Source organism: Rhodococcus sp. IEGM 1241 (assembly GCF_033142365.1).
In the GTDB taxonomy this organism is placed as follows: domain Bacteria; phylum Actinomycetota; class Actinomycetes; order Mycobacteriales; family Mycobacteriaceae; genus Rhodococcus_F; species Rhodococcus_F erythropolis.
In genome coordinates this window covers 149,497-165,513 of sequence record NZ_JAWLSE010000006.1, presented here as the reverse complement: position 1 = coordinate 165,513, position 16,017 = coordinate 149,497, and the positions used below count along the sequence as shown (strand labels likewise).

At 61.0% G+C, this 16,017-nt stretch carries 18 protein-coding genes, 1 tRNA gene and 1 other RNA gene; 14 read left to right on the top strand and 6 right to left on the bottom strand.

All coding sequences use genetic code 11. The features are described from left to right. Nucleotides 1-13 precede the first annotated feature (13 nt). Nucleotides 14-1,303: an MFS transporter gene (locus R4P70_RS24895; RefSeq protein WP_020905883.1), complete on the top strand. Its 1,290-nt coding sequence runs from the start codon at nt 14-16 to the stop codon at nt 1,301-1,303. 22 nt (nt 1,304-1,325) lie between these two features. Here the strand turns inward: R4P70_RS24895 and R4P70_RS24890 are convergent, their stop codons facing one another. Both R4P70_RS24890 and R4P70_RS24885 read right to left on the bottom strand, forming a co-directional pair. Beyond that, nucleotides 1,326-2,105 carry a helix-turn-helix domain-containing protein gene (locus R4P70_RS24890; protein ID WP_256064764.1) on the bottom strand — a complete coding sequence of 260 codons (780 nt, stop codon included), beginning with the start codon at nt 2,103-2,105 and terminating at the stop codon, nt 1,326-1,328. 39 nt (nt 2,106-2,144) lie between these two features. Continuing rightward, nucleotides 2,145-2,816: a response regulator transcription factor gene (locus R4P70_RS24885; RefSeq protein ID WP_019746521.1), complete on the bottom strand. Its 672-nt coding sequence runs from the start codon at nt 2,814-2,816 to the stop codon at nt 2,145-2,147. Nucleotides 2,817-2,949: 133 nt separating this feature from the next. Here R4P70_RS24885 and R4P70_RS24880 point away from each other — a divergent pair, with 133 nt between their 5' ends. Beyond that, nucleotides 2,950-3,258 carry a DUF6191 domain-containing protein gene (locus R4P70_RS24880; RefSeq protein ID WP_007731580.1) on the top strand — a complete coding sequence of 103 codons (309 nt, stop codon included), beginning with the start codon at nt 2,950-2,952 and terminating at the stop codon, nt 3,256-3,258. Between the two features lie 41 nt (nt 3,259-3,299). On the opposite strand, the gene R4P70_RS24875 is transcribed toward R4P70_RS24880, so the two are convergent. Continuing rightward, nucleotides 3,300-4,118 (bottom strand): pentapeptide repeat-containing protein, encoded by an 819-nt coding sequence (locus tag R4P70_RS24875; RefSeq protein WP_317832309.1) that lies wholly within the window; start codon nt 4,116-4,118, stop codon nt 3,300-3,302. Between the two features lie 31 nt (nt 4,119-4,149). Here R4P70_RS24875 and R4P70_RS32755 point away from each other — a divergent pair, with 31 nt between their 5' ends. Genes R4P70_RS32755 through R4P70_RS24860 form a run of 4 tightly spaced genes read left to right on the top strand, consistent with a single transcriptional unit; the run spans nt 4,150 to nt 5,884 of the window. Next, on the top strand, nt 4,150-4,479 hold the full coding sequence (locus tag R4P70_RS32755; protein WP_368665149.1) for an alpha/beta hydrolase: 330 nt from the start codon (nt 4,150-4,152) through the stop codon (nt 4,477-4,479). Between the two features lie 36 nt (nt 4,480-4,515). Beyond that, a complete protein-coding gene (locus R4P70_RS24870) occupies nt 4,516-4,869 on the top strand; it encodes a hypothetical protein (protein ID WP_080910553.1) in 354 nt (117 codons plus the stop codon). Further along, entirely contained in the window at nt 4,866-5,456 is a 591-nt protein-coding gene (locus tag R4P70_RS24865) for a hypothetical protein (RefSeq protein ID WP_020905887.1), read from the top strand. The genes R4P70_RS24870 and R4P70_RS24865 overlap by 4 nt, the downstream gene beginning before the upstream one ends. Then, on the top strand, nt 5,453-5,884 hold the full coding sequence (locus R4P70_RS24860; RefSeq protein ID WP_084325693.1) for a YbaB/EbfC family nucleoid-associated protein: 432 nt from the start codon (nt 5,453-5,455) through the stop codon (nt 5,882-5,884). Before R4P70_RS24865 ends, R4P70_RS24860 begins: the two co-directional genes overlap by 4 nt. A gap of 56 nt (nt 5,885-5,940) precedes the next feature. Here the strand turns inward: R4P70_RS24860 and R4P70_RS24855 are convergent. Then, nucleotides 5,941-6,028: transfer RNA gene (locus tag R4P70_RS24855), tRNA-Ser, on the bottom strand. Between the two features lie 136 nt (nt 6,029-6,164). Here R4P70_RS24855 and ffs point away from each other — a divergent pair. From ffs to R4P70_RS24835, 4 genes are all read left to right on the top strand, one after another. Continuing rightward, nucleotides 6,165-6,264: signal recognition particle sRNA small type (ffs, locus tag R4P70_RS24850), an RNA gene on the top strand. Between the two features lie 41 nt (nt 6,265-6,305). Beyond that, nucleotides 6,306-7,598: an aminotransferase class I/II-fold pyridoxal phosphate-dependent enzyme gene (locus R4P70_RS24845; protein ID WP_019746524.1), complete on the top strand. Its 1,293-nt coding sequence runs from the start codon at nt 6,306-6,308 to the stop codon at nt 7,596-7,598. A 181-nt stretch (nt 7,599-7,779) separates the two neighbouring features. After that, a complete protein-coding gene (locus R4P70_RS24840; protein ID WP_317832302.1) occupies nt 7,780-9,066 on the top strand; it encodes a glycosyltransferase 87 family protein in 1,287 nt (428 codons plus the stop codon). 18 nt (nt 9,067-9,084) lie between these two features. Then, on the top strand, nt 9,085-9,666 hold the full coding sequence (locus R4P70_RS24835) for an HhH-GPD-type base excision DNA repair protein (protein WP_019746526.1): 582 nt from the start codon (nt 9,085-9,087) through the stop codon (nt 9,664-9,666). A 6-nt stretch (nt 9,667-9,672) separates the two neighbouring features. Here R4P70_RS24835 and R4P70_RS24830 read toward each other — a convergent pair whose 3' ends face one another. After that, a complete protein-coding gene (locus R4P70_RS24830) occupies nt 9,673-10,581 on the bottom strand; it encodes a LysR family transcriptional regulator (protein ID WP_020905889.1) in 909 nt (302 codons plus the stop codon). A gap of 101 nt (nt 10,582-10,682) precedes the next feature. On the opposite strand from R4P70_RS24830, the gene R4P70_RS24825 reads away from it, so the two are divergent. Next, nucleotides 10,683-11,729, top strand: a complete 1,047-nt coding sequence (locus R4P70_RS24825) for a YeiH family protein (protein WP_317832298.1) — start codon at nt 10,683-10,685, stop codon at nt 11,727-11,729. Here R4P70_RS24825 and R4P70_RS24820 read toward each other — a convergent pair. Then, a complete protein-coding gene (locus R4P70_RS24820) occupies nt 11,722-12,726 on the bottom strand; it encodes an AraC family transcriptional regulator (RefSeq protein ID WP_021342611.1) in 1,005 nt (334 codons plus the stop codon). The genes R4P70_RS24825 and R4P70_RS24820 overlap by 8 nt on opposite strands. Nucleotides 12,727-12,926: 200 nt before the next feature. On the opposite strand from R4P70_RS24820, the gene R4P70_RS24815 reads away from it, so the two are divergent. The 3 genes from R4P70_RS24815 to R4P70_RS24805 are packed head-to-tail and all read left to right on the top strand — an operon-like array spanning nt 12,927 to nt 15,935. After that, on the top strand, nt 12,927-13,901 hold the full coding sequence (locus tag R4P70_RS24815) for a quinone oxidoreductase family protein (RefSeq protein ID WP_166501688.1): 975 nt from the start codon (nt 12,927-12,929) through the stop codon (nt 13,899-13,901). Between the two features lie 30 nt (nt 13,902-13,931). Further along, a complete protein-coding gene (locus tag R4P70_RS24810) occupies nt 13,932-14,831 on the top strand; it encodes a TauD/TfdA dioxygenase family protein (RefSeq protein ID WP_021332895.1) in 900 nt (299 codons plus the stop codon). 51 nt (nt 14,832-14,882) lie between these two features. Next, nucleotides 14,883-15,935, top strand: a complete 1,053-nt coding sequence (locus R4P70_RS24805) for a 3-keto-5-aminohexanoate cleavage protein (RefSeq protein WP_003943988.1) — start codon at nt 14,883-14,885, stop codon at nt 15,933-15,935. Nucleotides 15,936-16,017: the final 82 nt, after the last annotated feature.

Below are 16,017 nucleotides of genomic sequence, written 5' to 3'. Positions count from 1 at the left end.
CCTAAGGAAAACCATGTCCACGGCAACTACGCCAACCTCCGGAGCAGTCACCCCGGAACGCCTGGCCGCTGCTCGCAAGGCGGTGATCAGCAGTTCGCTCGGCGCTGCGCTCGAATGGTTCGACGTCATCGTCTACGCATCATTTGCAGTGGTCATCGCCCATAACTTCTTTCCCGGCGGCGACAACACTCTCGGCTTGATACTGACGTTCGCGACGTTCGCGATCTCATACGTCATCCGGCCGCTTGGCGGGATGGTTCTCGGAAGCTATGCCGACCGTCGCGGGCGCAAGAACGCCTTGACGTTGACGATGATGCTGATGATGATCGGCACGCTCATCATGGCCGTGGCGCCGACGACCTCGATGATCGGGCCGTGGGCCGGCGTCGTCATCCTGGTTTCGCGACTCATTCAAGGATTCTCCGCAGGCGGTGAATTCGGTACTGCTACAACCTTCCTCGTGGAAACTGCACCGCACAAGAAGGCGTTCTACTCTTCCTGGCAGGTTGCCAGCCAGGGTGCTTCGGTTTTCCTGGCATCGTTGTTCGGATACGTGCTCAATACCCATCTCTCGCATGAAGCGCTTTACTCATGGGGCTGGCGCGTTCCGTTCTTCTTCGGCATCATCGTCGGGCCGGTCGGTCTCTACATCCGCGCCAAGCTCGATGAAACGGACGATTTCAAGACGAGCGTCCCGGAAAAGGCCCCGCTGAAGACGACGCTGACCAGGCATCTCGGCCGGGTGCTGACCGGCGCCGCAGTAGTCGGCGTCGCGACGATCTCGATCTACCTCATCTTGTACATGCCGACGTTTGCCGTGAAGAACCTCGGAGTATCCGCCTCTGCCGGCTACCTCGGCGGAATCGTCGCCGGACTGGTCACCTTGATCACCGTGCCGTTGATCGGTCATCTTGCAGACCGGGTCGGACCTGCGAGAGTTATGACCTGGGCCGCCGTTGCGGCAATCGTCCTGGCCTGGCCGCTCTTCAAACTGATGGTCGATCACCCCTCGACTCTGACGCTCGTCCTGGTTGTTTCGGCCCTGGGCGTCATCATGGCGTTTGCCTTCGGCCCGTTGCCTGCCTTGATGAGTTCGCTGTTCCCGGCGGAGATCCGGGCTACCGGGATGTCTTTGTCGTACAACCTCGGCGTGACCTTGCTCGGTGGAATCGCGCCGTTGGTCTTGACCTGGTTGATCAGTACAACAGGCTCGCTCGACGCTCCGAGCTACTACTACATGACGGTCGCAGTGCTCTCCCTCGGCGGGCTGTGGTCTGCCAGGACGCTTTTCAGTCAGAAGTGACGGCGGGGGAGCGCGGTAGCGATCATGCGACCGCGTCTCCCTCTGCCAGCGCGACAACGGTATCCGACCCGTGCCAGTCGGGGGCTTGGGTTCGCAGTAGAGCTGCCGGGGTCAGCGAAGAGATTCGGCGGCATTCACGCGTCAAGTGGGCCTGATCGCTGAATCCGCAGTGGGCTGCGGATTCAGCGAGGCCCAGTGCGGGTCGACTGCGAGCGAGCGCCATGAAACGCTGGAGGCGCAGGATCGAGCGCAGCGTTGCAGGGCCGTATCCGAAGGCGTCGTTGCATCGACGCTGGAGTTGGCGCGAAGTCAGTGCCGCCGCGTCGGCGAGAGTGCTGACATTCCACGAATGTTCGGACAGTGCGGTGCGGACGTGGTTGATCACCGGATCGTGACGGAAACTCGAACTTGCCCAACTCCGGACAGCGCTTTCGAGGATCGAGATTTGTTCGTGGTCTTCGGAATTTTCCAAGCGGTTCAACAGTATTCGTTCCGTGCGTGCGTCGGTTACAGCGCTGAGGTCAGCGCGAGAATCTCGAAGCTCGGACGCCGAGGTTCGCAACATCGGCGATGCCGATCCAGGGCGGAATCGAACACCCACGGAGCGTGTTCCGGGCGGAAGAGTGAATGACCATGCAGCGGTTTCGGGGCCACAGACGCGTATGCCGACGCCACGTATCCACAGCACGTCCATGCAAGCATCGGGCACGAGCAGGTGTTCACCTTCTGCGCACGCCGTCCAGCCACACACCAGGATGTCGGAGAGATCCGGGGCGACCGATTGTGGTGTGTACCAACCCATGACAAGAGCCTATCGAGCGCCACCGACACGAAGGCGAGTTCATTCGACCGGGCCGAAGCGATATCCGAACCCCCGGATGGTTTTGATGTACTTCGGTTTCGCGGGATTGGATTCGAGTTTGGATCGCAAGCTGAGAATGGTCGCGTCGACCACACGTGTCTTTTCGTGGTCGGAACCCCAGACGTTTCGGATCAGATGATCACGCGAGTACACGCGCCCAGGCTCGGTCGACAGTTCCAGGAGTACCCGCCATTCGGTCCGGCTGAGGACGAGCAGCTTTCCGCCCATCGTCGCCGTCATTGCACGTCGATCGAGGAGCAGGTCACCGTGACGTTGGTGTTTTCCGGCGGCGGGATGCGCGGTTTCACGAAGGATCGCGGTGACCCGAAGATCGAGCGCGTGAGAATCGATCGGGTTCAGTACGAAGTCCGAGACAGCGCCATGTGGTGCTTCGTCGATGTCCTCGTGGGTATCCACCAACATCATGATCGGCATCGAACTGCGCAAGCGGATCTGTCGTGCAATCTCGTAGCCGTCGATGTCCGGCAACAAGAGATCGATCACGGCGATATCGAAACTGTCGGTGTCCAGGTCGTCGAGTAGGCGGCGCCCGGTGCGGACGAGCTGTGTTTGATGACCAAAATGTACTAATTCGGCCCCGAGTGTCTGGGCAAGCTCCGAACGGTCGGTAGCTGCAAGTATCAAGCTCACGTGAAATCCTCCCCCCGAAGGTGTTACTAGTCGTAACAGCTTGCATTCTGGCAGATCATCCACCGCATGGCCACAACAAGGTGGCTGATCAAAAGTTGAGGGAACCTGGGGCGTTCGTCGCTAGACTTCTTTCATGGGCACTCTGTTCGCGTTGACGCTGCCAGGCTTGCTCGTGCTGCTGGTCCTGTTCGCGTTCGCCGAGACTCTCTGGAACCGGCTCACCGGTGGCCGGGCCCTGCCGTGGACCAGGGGGCGCACGACTCGTCCGGTCTCGGCGGCGGGCTTCGAAGAGGTTGCTGCCCTGTTTCAGGGGTCCAAGCATCATGAATTCGAACAGCGGCAGAGCGCGTTGATGCATCGTGAGGACGGAACCGACGGTGACCCGCCGTGGGTGTCCGTCGATCCGGAAGCTAACAAGGTCGTTCTCCGTCGACGGAGTTGACAGTCGCCAACAGTCGACGGAGTTGACAGTCGGGCTCAGGCTCAGGCCCAGTGGCTGGGACGGGTCAGTGAATCGGGAAGTGTGGTAGCCGAATCGCCAACCGCCGCGTTGATCTGGAACTGAGTGAGAAAGATACTGCCGCGGAGTTTTGCGTCGCGAATATCGGTGCCGCGCAAGTCTGCACCGATCAGATCGGCGCGATCGAGTTCGCAGTCGCGGAGGTCTGCACCGATCAGATAACTCCCGCGAAAGTTGGCCCCACGTAGGTCGGAACCACGAAATTTGGCTCCGATGAGGTCTGCGCCGCGGTGGTCGAGTTTGCGACCCTTCTTGCCCGAGACAGGTGAGCGGACAAGGTCACTCGTCTGCAAGAGCAGTGTGTTGACTGCCGCTCGGTGCGCTGAGACGTCGACGGCTTGAATCTGCGAAGGCGTGCCGTTGGTCAGGCTTTCCGTCTCTGCGAGTGCAGCGTCGAGTTCCTTTCGTATCGAGTGGGTTTGCTTCAGCGAGCGGGCTTCGACGAGATACCAGAGCAGTTCGTGCAACTGGCGTACGACAGGAAACGTTTCGAACATGTCTGACGCGGTCTCCGGGGCATCATGCCAGCTGATGCCGTCGTAGGTCTGCTGTGAAACCTTCTGTCCCGCACCGAAACAGTCGTACACGGTGCAACCGGTGAAGCCCTTCTTTCGCAATCCGGTGTGAATGCCGCAACGGAAATCCTGCTGCAGGTTCTTGCAGGGGTCGCCGGCATTCTTGTTGGTCGCGAAGTCGGAGGACTTGGAAAAGGGGAGTGCGACGCAGCACAGGCCGAAGCAACTGCTGCAATCCGCGAGCAGATTGGTCTGGCCGGCAAGCACGCGTACTCCCGATGGTTGGGTTGGACGGAAAGTGTGTCTTCGGGTTCGTGAGTCTGTCAAACGAAAATTTTGTAGATCTGAAACAGTCGATGCGCTGCTACGCTGCTTTTTCGCGTGTCGATTCGAAGCCGGGGGGCTTGGGTGGGGAACGAAGTACTGCAAGCGGGCGGCGGTTGGATTCGGGGCAAAAGGCGTTGGAAAGGCCGGAAATTTCGGGTCGACTTCGGTGATGGCCTGGTGTGGATATGATGCGCCGCAAACGATTCCACAAGCAGGGCTCGACGGGTACGCCGACGGCGGCGCGGGATCGCTGGATCGATTCCAAGACGGACTGCGTGCATCCCACGACGGCACGCATTAATGCAACACGGTCATCGGACACATTTACGGATCGACCGTGATCGGCGCTGCGGCGCCTCGGACGGACGATCAATGGACGCGAATGATCTGTTCTTCGTGGGAAGCCCCGGAACATGTCGGTGGCCACGTGTACGCCGCCGCCGCGGCAAATGATCCGGTTCCGATGATCGGGGACGTGTTCGGCGGTCTCTCGCATGGCGCGAACCCCGCGAACGATCTTCCGCTGATCGGATTCGGTGCCACTGTCATCGAGTCCGCACCCGGAACCGGGATCGACGCGGGTCTGTTGGGCGAGCTCCCCAGCCCAGTCGCACACAGCGAGTATTGGGAACGCACCAACCCGGCTCTTGCCGGGATGGGCCACGTGATCGCCGGACTAGGAGCGCCATGACCAACGCAACGCGACGCCGTAAAGCACTCGGCATGAGCAGTATCGCGGTGGCAATCCTGCTGTCGGCGTGTACGACCCTGCTGTCTGCGTGTACGACGACGGAGAACGGGAAAGTGATGGAAGCCAACTTGAATCTGACCCTCATGCAGGCACAGGCCAAGGTGATCGAATACATGACGGACACGATCACGGTACTGCCGCCGGGCGCCTACTTGACGCGGTATTCCGAACTGAACCAGAAGGTCACCCTCGATCCGGGTGGCACCGTCCCGTGCAATGACAGCAATCTGTCGAAGGACACATCCGTGGACTACGGCGTGACGTACTTCCTCACCTCAACTGAAACCGCCGACATCCCAGGTTTCGGTGATCCGATTCGCAATCTGTGGACTGAGCGCGGCTGGAAGTTTCGAACGTACGACTCCGCTGGGGACTCGACGAGCACCGAGACAATCTTGCCGGATGGATATCGAATGGTTCTGGAGGAGTACGCGCGGGGAGCAAGTTTGACCGGGTCGTCGCCGTGTTTCCCCCGACCCGATGCATCGGATCGTCCGAACGCGCCCGTGCAGATCGATCAACCTTGACCGGGCCCGCGTCCTCGTTTCCCGAGTTGACTGTCCTCGCTCGCCGAGTCGACGCCGAGGTCGGGAAGGTTCGCGCCCGCGCAGATGCTGGAGGTGGTGCAGTCAGCGTCGAGGTCGACGCGTACGGCGCGATCACTGACTTGCAACTCACCGAGAGCGGTCTCCGGGCCGGCGGGGCTGCGCTCTCCGCCTCGATCGCAGTGGCCCACCGAACCGCTTCTGCGTCAGCAGCGTCTGCCGCGCAAGAACTACGCGCCCCACTCCTCCGTGACCCTCGCGTCGCCACGGCAATGAATGCTTTCAATGCAGTGGACGCGTTCGATCAGGCGCCGGCCGCACCTGAACCTCACGTGGTGAAACGAGCCGACCGCGCGTCAGTCGACGACGACCTACCCTTCGACGGCGGTTCGTTCATGCGACGTGCCTGAGCCCGGGCAAAAAGAACCCCTGCGAACCGCTTCTCAGCAGTTCACAGGGGTTCCTTTGGCGGAGGATAGGGGATTTGAACCCCTGAGGGCGTTAACCCAACCCGCGTTCCAGGCGAGCGCCATAGGCCACTAGGCGAATCCTCCGTGGAGCAGCATACCCAATTGCAGGCGTGAAGCGTTAAACGGGTACCTGACCTGCGAAGAACCGGTGGATCTCAGGGTTTGCATCTCCACCCCGGTAGGTGGTGTGCAGCGGCCGACGAAAGCCGTCTACACTGTTCATTGGATCCCGCGCGGCGCGCATCCTGTGAACTCCCCCAGGGCCGGAAGGCAGCAAGGGTCAACGGGCTCTGCCGGGTGCGCGGGGTCCTCTATTTTTTCACATACCCGACCCCGCCTCGTCGGTGAAAGGCCGCTCCGGATGCCTATCCAAACCCAGATCGGGTTGATGAGCCATGAAGAACTCACCTCCGAGCATGAGAGCCAGAGCGCGAAGTACACGCAGCTCCAGGCGCAGAAGCTCGCACTCGATCTGACCCGCGGTAAGCCTTCCCCGGAACAACTCGACCTTTCCGCAGAGCTGCTGACGCTGCCCGGCGACGGTGACTTCCGTGACGGAAGCGGCACCGACTGCCGCAACTACGGTGGACTCACCGGTCTGCCGGAACTGCGCGCCATCTTCGGTGAGCTGCTGGGTATCCCCGTTGCGAACCTTCTCGCCGGCAACAACGCGAGCCTCGAGATCATGCACGACAACGTCGTGTTCTCACTGCTGCACGGCACTCCGGATTCGGCCCGGCCGTGGGCACAGGAAGAGAAGATCAAGTTTCTCTGCCCCGCACCTGGCTACGACCGCCACTTCGCGATCACCGAGTCCCTCGGCATCGAGATGATTGCGGTGCCGATGAACCACGACGGCCCGGATGTCGTCAAGATCGCCGAACTTGTTGCGTCAGATCCGCAGATCAAGGGCATGTGGGCGGTTCCGGTCTACGCGAACCCCACCGGTGCCGTGTACTCCGAAGAAATTGTCCGGACGCTCGCGTCGATGCCGACGGCCGCGCCGGACTTCCGCCTGTACTGGGACAACGCGTATGCCGTGCATCCACTTGTCGGCGAGACTGCGCCTTCCTACGACATTCTCTCGATGGCAGCGGAGGCCGGTCACCCCAACCGTCCGCTCGTGTTCGCGTCGACGTCCAAGATCACTTTCGCCGGCGCCGGTGTGAGCTTCTTCGGTAGCTCGGCGGAAAACCTTGCCTGGTACCAGAAGTTCCTGGGTAAGAAGAGCATCGGACCTGACAAGGTCAATCAGCTTCGCCACCTGCGTTTCTTCGGCAATGCCGACGGCGTTCGTGCGCACATGGAGAAGCATCGCGCGTTCCTCGCGCCCAAGTTCGAGCTCGTACTGCGGATCCTCGAGGATCGTCTCGGTGCTTCGAAGGTCGCGTCCTGGACCGAGCCGAAGGGCGGATACTTCATCAGCCTCGACGTGGTCGACGGCACGGCCAAGCGGGTCATCGAACTGGCGAAGAACGCGGGTATCGCGCTCACCGCTGCCGGATCGGCTTTCCCGTACAGCACGGATCCGGATGACCGGAACATCCGGTTGGCCCCGAGCTTCCCGTCCACGGCTGAACTCGAAGTTGCCATGGACGGCGTGGCGACGTGTGTCCTGCTCGCAGCCACCGAATCGCGTCTCTCCGAGATCTGAGTTCTCGAAGCGGCGTGCCCGGTCGGTACTTTTCGGTCTCGTCTTGTACCGTTCGGAGCATCAATTCCCGACGTAGGGTGTAATCCCGGAGGTTGTAGTGACGGGCGCGATCAACGCTTCGGATGATTCGAGCTTGGACGCCGAATCTAAGTGTTCGGAATCGGTAGTACCAGTAGCGGTCGTGCCGACCGAGGTTCCGCAGCGGCGTCTCCGCGTCGGCGTCTTCGGTTTCGTCGTTCTGTCCGTACTCGCAATCGCGTCGGTCCTGATGGTCCTGTACGGCGTTCCGATGGATGCGAACTACTGGGGAATCTTCCACAACTTCCTCGATCTCGACGTTTACCGCCACGGTGGGAGTTTCGTCGTCCAGAGACTTCCGCTGTACGACGGTCCGGTCCTGCAGGGAATGATGTTCACGTACACACCGTTTGCAGGAATCCTGTTCACGGTGTGGGCGGTGCTTACGTTTCAACAGGCGATTGTCGTGTGGTCGGGTCTCAATGTTGTAGCGCTTTTCGCGGTGGTCGTGTTGTGCTGGAAGTACCTCGGCTATCGGCTCGACGTGAAGGCATACGCGGTGAGCGCGCTGGCCACCACGATTTTTCTGTTCATGGAACCGGTACGTACGACGCTCTGGCTCGGGCAGATCAACATCTTCCTGTTGCTCTTGATCGTGTGGGACCTCGGGCGGGACGAGAATAGTCGCCTCCGGGGAATCGGAGCAGGCATTGCCGCGGGTGTGAAGCTGACTCCGGCTTTCTTCTGGGCGTACCTCTTCATCACTCGTCAATGGCGTGCGTTGGTGACGGCAGTCGTGACGTTTGCAGCGACCGTCGCCCTCGGCTTCATCGTCATGTACCACGATGCGTACACGTACTGGACTGGCACTCTCGTCGACAGTGAACGCGTCGGACCGACGGACGCACCGAGTAATCAATCAGTTTCGGGTTTGATCGCTCAACTCACCCACACACCGACTCCGTCACGACTGTTGGTTCTCGCGTGCAGTGCAGTCGCCGCGTGCCTCGGGCTGGGGGCAGCGTGGGTCGCTTACCGCCATGGTCAGAAATTGCTGGGGCTCACCATGACTGGGTTGACCGCGACCACTGTCTCGCCGTTCTCATGGGGTCATCACTGGGTGTGGTTCGTTCCGTTGGTCGTCCTCGCAGCTCACTACGCGATGGTGTCGAAGAAACGCTGGGCGTGGGTGGCGCCGTTCGTTTTCCTGCTCCCGGTCTTGAACTGGTCCCACACCTGGTGGGTGCCCGCAGACATTCCGGGCACGGATCGCTTTGTGGGCATGGGCTTGTTCATGTTCGTGCCACCCGAGTATCTGCGGATTCCGACCGTCGGCGTCTACCTCTGGGTCTTCACGCTTGCCGCGGTCTCGACGTTGGTTCTGTTCGGCTGGAAGAAGTGGAAGATTCCGGCTCCGGATGCGTCGGCGCCGGTCGCAACTGCCGCCTGACGTGGCAGTATCGGACTCATGGCACTTCAACTGAACCTTGTCGGTGACCCCGAAGCTGATGCCCTCCTGGCCGAGGACCCGTTGGCGTTGTTGATCGGAATGCTTCTCGATCAACAGGTTCCGATGGAAACGGCCTTCCTCGGTCCGAAGAAGCTGGCGGATCGGCTCAGCGGTATCGACGTCAGGCGTATCGCCGACATGGACACCGACGAGTTCATCGCCATCTGTGCCGAGCCTCCGGCTGTACACCGATTCCCCAAGTCGATGGGCGAGCGTATCCAGCTCATGTGCCAGTTCATCGTCGAGAACTACGACGGCGACACCGCGGCGATCTGGACTTCGGGAAATCCCGACGGCAAGGAAGTGCTGAAGCGGCTCAAAGCCCTACCCGGTTACGGGGATCAGAAAGCCCGGATCTTCCTGGCGTTGCTCGGAAAACAGATCGGCGTCGAGCCGAAAGGTTGGCGCCAAGCGGCCGGCGACTACGGGCTCGAGGGGTCGAGGCGCTCGATTGCAGACGTGGTCGACGAACAGTCTTTGCTCGAGGTCCGCGAGTTCAAGAAGGCCGCAAAGGCGGCAGCGAAGGCCGACAAGAAGTAGCCGCTTTCAGGATTTCCGGGACCCGCTGGCACGCACTACTTTCATCAGGTCGCCTGCGGGGCCCTCGAGCTGACGCGGCGGGCGCCACACTGCACGCAGGGATCGGTCGAGTTCCAAGCCTTCGACGGCTACGACCCGAAGTTCTCCCTGCTTCACCTGGTCCTCGACGGCCAGCGTGCTCAGTACCGCCGGGCCGACGCCACCGAGCACGCTGGTTCGAATCGCGGCCGAACTACCCAGTTCCAACAACGGTGCACCGCGCTCGTATTCGTGTAACGCCAGGTCGAGAGTCGTTCTGGTTCCCGATCCGGGCTCACGCACCAGCAGCGGTGTCGCTGCCAGTTCGGCGACGGTCAGCGGCTTTCGTCGACGCGCCCATGGATGATCCGGATGAACGACCACGACCAGCGAGTCACGCGCGACGGTGACGCTGGGCAGGCTCTTCGGAACGGTCGGTGACTCGACGAATCCTAGGTCACACATTCCTACTTCGACGGCTTCGAGTACGCGTGTCGAGTTGTAGACCTGAAGGTGGACGGTGACACCAGGATGCAGTGATCGAAAGACGCCGAGCCAGGCCGGGATCAGATGTTCGGCGACGGTCATGCTGGCACACACGGTCAATTCCGCGGATCGTTCGGTCCGCATCCCTTCGGCGACGTCGAGAAGCTGCCTCGAGTTGGCGAGGACGCGGCGCGCCCAGTGGACGATGACGGTCCCCTGCGGAGTCAAAGTCGCCCCCGTCGACCTTCGGTGTATGAGTGGCATCCCGAGCTGCCGCTCGAGGGCTTTGACGGCGCGGCTGGCATTCGGTTGTGCGATGTGAGCCAGACGGCTTGCAGCACTGAGGCTTCCGTGGTCATCGATGCCGACGAGTAGCTCGAGTGTGGTGAGGTCGGGCCACCTTCTGGTCATGCAGACAGGCTATACCCAGCATCTATTCCATATCGATCTGATATGTCGTGATGGTAGAAATCGCCCTACCGGAGCGATGGTGGCTCAAGGACGCTGGATGAGTGAACCGTGATGTGAAGTCCGTGGCCGAGAAACCCGCAGTCGCCCCTTCGTCAGAAGTACGACGGTGGTCGAGCGTCGCTGCATTGATGCCCGGAGTTGCGTTGTGCGCCTTGGGTGCCACGGTCGCGCTGATAGCCGGTCAGTTCACCTCCGCCGTGAGTCCGTTACTGATTGCGATAGTGGCGGGTGCGGTGTTGGCGAATACCGTCTCTTTGCCGGCGAAATTCCAACCTGGCCTGGCATTCTCGGCGAAACGGCTACTTCGGGTGGGTATCGCTCTGCTCGGGCTGCAATTGATGTTCTCCGACATCGTCGGTTTGGGTTGGGGAGTGATCGCCGTTGTGGTGGCGATAGTGTTCCTCGGTATCGCCGGGACCATGTATGCCGGAAAGCTTCTGGGATTGAGTTGGTCGCAGAGGATTCTGATTGCCTGCGGCTTCTCGATCTGTGGAGCTGCCGCTGTGGCTGCTGCGGACGGTGTGGTGAATGCACGAGAGGAAGAGTTGCTGACCGCTGTAGCGCTGGTGGTGATCTTCGGAACTCTGATGATTCCGACGATCCCCTTGCTGGCCGATGCTTTCGGTATGAACGAGATCGAGGCGGGCATGTGGGCCGGTGGGTCGATCCACGAAGTGGCACAAGTAGTGGCTGCCGGCAGCGCTCTCGGCGCCACCGCGTTGGGTGTCGCGACCGTGGTGAAACTTGCGCGCGTATTGATGTTGGCGCCGGTCATGGCGTTTCTGAGCATTCGGCAACGCACGATGGTCGACAACACCGCCACCAAGCGGCCCCCGCTGATTCCGTTGTTCGTCGTGGCATTCATCGGCTGCATGGGTTTGCGCTCCACCGGAATGTTGCCGAATGAGCTTCTCGGATTGGCGAAGACCGTGCAGACGGCGCTGTTGGCTGCTGCGATGTTCGCTCTCGGGCTGGGGGTGCGGCTGAGCGTCATTCGTGGAGTGGGCGCACGACCATTCGTTCTGGCCGCGATTTCCACCGTGTGGGTGGCGACGATCGCCTACGTCGGAGTCGTGCTGGTCAGCTGATCGAGCGTTGAGTCCGCCATGCGCTCGGGCTCGTCGAGAACTGAGTGCGAAACCAGCGCGAGAAACTACCCTGCGTCGAAAACCCCAGGTGCACCGCCACTTCGGTCAATGAATAGCGAGGGTTGGCGACAAATCGTTCCGCGAGGGTGCTTCGGACCGAATTGAGAACGGCCGTGAACGTATCTCCGGATTCGGCGAGATGACGGTGCAGTGTCCGCCGGTCGAACCCGAGGCTTCGTGCCACCTGCTCGACAGAGCAGCGGCCGGTCGGAAGCAGAACTTCGATCAATTCCTTGGTTCGGCTGAGGGTGTCGGAGGTTTCCGATGCGGGAAGTGAGTCGAGGAACTGGCGAGCGTACGGCCGGAGCAACTCGTCGGAGAGTTGGTTTGCCGCATCCAGGTCGGCGGCGAAGAAAACGATTCCGGTGAATTCGTGATCGAATTCCACGGTGTCGCCGAGGATTCGTCGATGCGTGCTCGTATCTTTCGGGGCATTGTGCGTGAATCCCACGCTGACCGGATGCCATCGAGAACCCAGGAAACTTCGCAGGATCTGCAGCGTCGCGCCGACTGCGAGTTCGACGCTCTGTCTGGTGTCGACCGGTTCGCCGACCTCGAGCGAGATTCGCAGGGTGGCGAGTCCGTTGACCTCGTTCAATCGGATGCGCAATGACTCGTTGTACGTGTGCTCGTATCGCATCAATACGTCGAGCGCGCTCCTGACGTCTGGTTCTTCCCTGATGACCAAGCTGAGGGGACCGAGATTGGACAGTCGACGCAGGCCGGCGAGTAGAAGCCCGAAGTCTTCGTGTCCGGACTCCGCTGCCGATCGCTCCAGGAGCGATGCGATGGAGGCGGCCGGTACCCATTGGTCGGGGTTCGCCAGGCTTGCCGGGCTCAGGCCGACACTTCTCATGAGGGCCACAGCGTCCACGTCCACTGTTCGGCACAGGTCGACGTATCGGTTCAGTGACGCGTAGCGGGCGAGTGGCTTCATAGGGCCCCCTTTACTCGATGTCCCGAAATGTTGTGTTGTGTGTCTCGTCAAGTTAAGCATGTGAGCCGGATCTCACATAGTTTTGTTCACATCAGTTCGGCACGACCGCGAAGTCGAGCACCGACTTCTGGAAGTTGTTGCGTACGAATACAGCTCGACCGTAATCGAGTCGAGCCCGCCCACAGAATTGGAGAGCATTGATGGCAAACGCCATTCGGTTCCATGAGATCGGCACACCGTCCGTCATGCGTTGGGAAGAGATCGAGGTAGGACGACCGGGTACCGGAGAGGTTCGGGTTCGTCATGAAGCGGTGGGGTTGAACTTCGCCGACACCTACTTTCGAAGTGGCCTCTATCCTGCGCAATTGCCTGCCGGGATGGGCGTTGAGGGCGCCGGTGTGGTCGAAGAGATCGGCGAGGGAGTAGTCGATTTTGCAGTGGGGGACCGCGTGACCTACACCGGCAGTCCGCTGGGTGCGTACGCCACCGAGCGGATCATGGCGTCGTCCGACCTGATCGCGCTACCCGACGGCATTGCCTTCGACACCGCGGCCGCCATGACCATGCGAGGACTGACTGCCGCCTACCTTCTGCGTCGCATCTACCCGTTGAAAGCGGGAGACACCGTGTTGCTGCATGCTGCGGCGGGCGGGGTTGGACTGATCTTCACCCAGTGGGCAAAACTGTTGGGAATCAAAGTGATCGGAACGGTGTCGAGCGACGAGAAGGCGAGCGTTGCCCGTGCTCACGGGTGCGATGAAGTCGTCATCTACACCCGCGAGGACGTCGTAGCGCGTGTCAAGGAGATCACCGGGGGCGTCGGCGTGCCGGTTGTCTACGACAGTATCGGGCAATCCACGTTCGACATCTCTCTCGATTGCCTTGCCAGGCGCGGGCTGCTGGTGTGCTTCGGAACGGCGTCCGGGCCGACTCCGCCGATTCAGGCAATGCAGTTGGCCGTCAAGGGATCTCTCTTCCTCACACGTCCGGCACTTGCCGATTACATCGCGGATCCCGAGGAACGTGCCGAATTGGCGGGCGAACTGTTCTCACACGTCGAATCCGGGCGAATCAAGATCGAGATCAACCAGCGATACCCCCTCGAAGATGCGGTGCGTGCGCACCACGACATGGAGTCCGGTCGCAGTATCGGTTCCTCCGTCTTCTCCGTCTGAACCGAAACAGCACTTCCCAGAGGAATTGTCATGACCAACACCGCAACGTTGACAGAAAACCTTCCCTCGTCGACCAGCACGATCCGCGTCGAGAAATTGACCTGTTCGATCGGGGCAGAGTTGTCCGGGGTGGATCTCGGCGAGGTCGCGCGAGATGCTGCACTCTTTGCCCAGATCAAGGGATTGCTGCTCGAGCACAAGGTTCTGTTCTTTCGCGACCAGAACTTCTCCAGAGCCGAGCACGTAGAGCTTGCCCAGCGATTCGGTGAGCTCGAGGATCATCCGGCCCTGGGCAGCGACCCCGACCACCCGGGCCTGGTCCGCATCTACAAAGACCTGGACAGCCCGCCGGAGCATTTCGAGAATGCGTATCACTGCGACGCCACCTGGCGCGTGAACCCTCCCATGGGATGTGTATTGCGTTGTGTGGAAACACCTCCGGTCGGCGGCGACACGATTTGGGTGAACATGGCACTCGCCTACGAGAATCTGCCGGCGCGGGTCAAGGAGCAGATCAAGGATCTGCGTGCCAGGCACAGTATCGAGTCGACCTTCGGCGCTCGGATGCCGATCGATCAGCGGCACCAGCTGAAGGAACGCTTTCCCGACGCCGAACATCCCGTGGTACGAACACATCCGGAGACCGGCGAGAAGATTCTTTTCGTCAATTCGTTCGCCACACACCTCGTGAACTATCACACGCCCGAGAACGTCCGCTACGGAATCGATTACGCCCCCGGCGCCGGGAATTTGCTCACTTACCTGGCGAGCCAGGCTCAGATTCCCGAGTACCAGGTTCGGTGGCGCTGGACCGAGAACAGCGTCGCGATCTGGGACAACCGTTCGACACAGCATTACGCGGTGCAGGACTACTGGCCCGCGGTTCGAAAGATGGAACGCGCCGGAATCATCGGCGACGCACCGTTCTGATCCCTCTTCCCAGCCCCGAAGATAATTCATTCACTCGATCGGAGTCACACTATGCATTTCCACGACGATTCACTGTTCCCCGAAACCCAGGACAAGCTTGTCATCACCGTCGCTCCCTACGGACCGGAGTGGGAGCCGGACGATTTTGCAGAAGACCTCCCGCTGTCGATGGACGAGCACGTCCAGCAAGCCGTCGACTGCTTCAACGCCGGTGCCACCGTTCTCCACATCCACGTGCGTGAACTCGACGGCAAGGGCTCGAAGCGACTGTCGAAGTTCAACGAGCTTCTCGGCCGCTTGCGTGAGGCCGTTCCCGAGATGATTCTGCAGGTCGGCGGCTCGATTTCGTTTGCCCCGGAGGGGGAAGGCGCCGATGCGAAGTGGTTGTCCGACGACGTGCGTCACATGCTTGCGGAATTGGAGCCGGCTCCCGATCAGGTGACGATCGCGATCAACACCAGCCAGATGAACATCATGGAACTGATGACCGACGACGACATCGCGGGTACGTCGATGCAGCGTCCGGAATTGGCGGACACGTATCGGGAAATGACTGTGCCCGCCGGTCCGGAGTGGGTGGCAGAGCACCTGCGCCGGTTGCAGGCCGCCGGAATCCAGCCGCATTTCCAGTTGTCCAGTATCCCGCAGCTCGAAACGGTGGAGCGGTTGATCCGACGCGGCATCTACACCGGCCCGGTCAACCTCACATGGGTGGCAATCGGCGGCGGCTTCGACGGCCCCAACCCGTACAACATGATGAACTTCGTCCAGCGTGTTCCCGACGGTGCGTGCCTGACGCTGGAAACGCTGATGCGTAGCGTCCTGCCGGTGAACACGATGGCCATCGCGATGGGCTTGCACGCTCGTTGCGGCAACGAGGACACCATCTGGGGCCGCAAGGGCGAGAAGATGACGTCGGTGCAGCAGATCGAGCAGTTGGTGCGCATTGCAGGCGAATTGGGCCGCGAGGTGGCTACCGCGAAGGAAGCTCGGGACATCTACCGGATCGGTGAGACGTATGCCGACACCGACGAGACGTTGGCGAAGCTGGGTTACGCGCCCAACCGCCGTATCGGCCAGCTGGGATTCACGCAGCACGCCTGAGTTCACACCCTCTCGTACAACAGTTCCGGGGGTACGAACCGCGACGGTTCGTACCCCCGAATCCCCCCGTCTACCTCGAGTA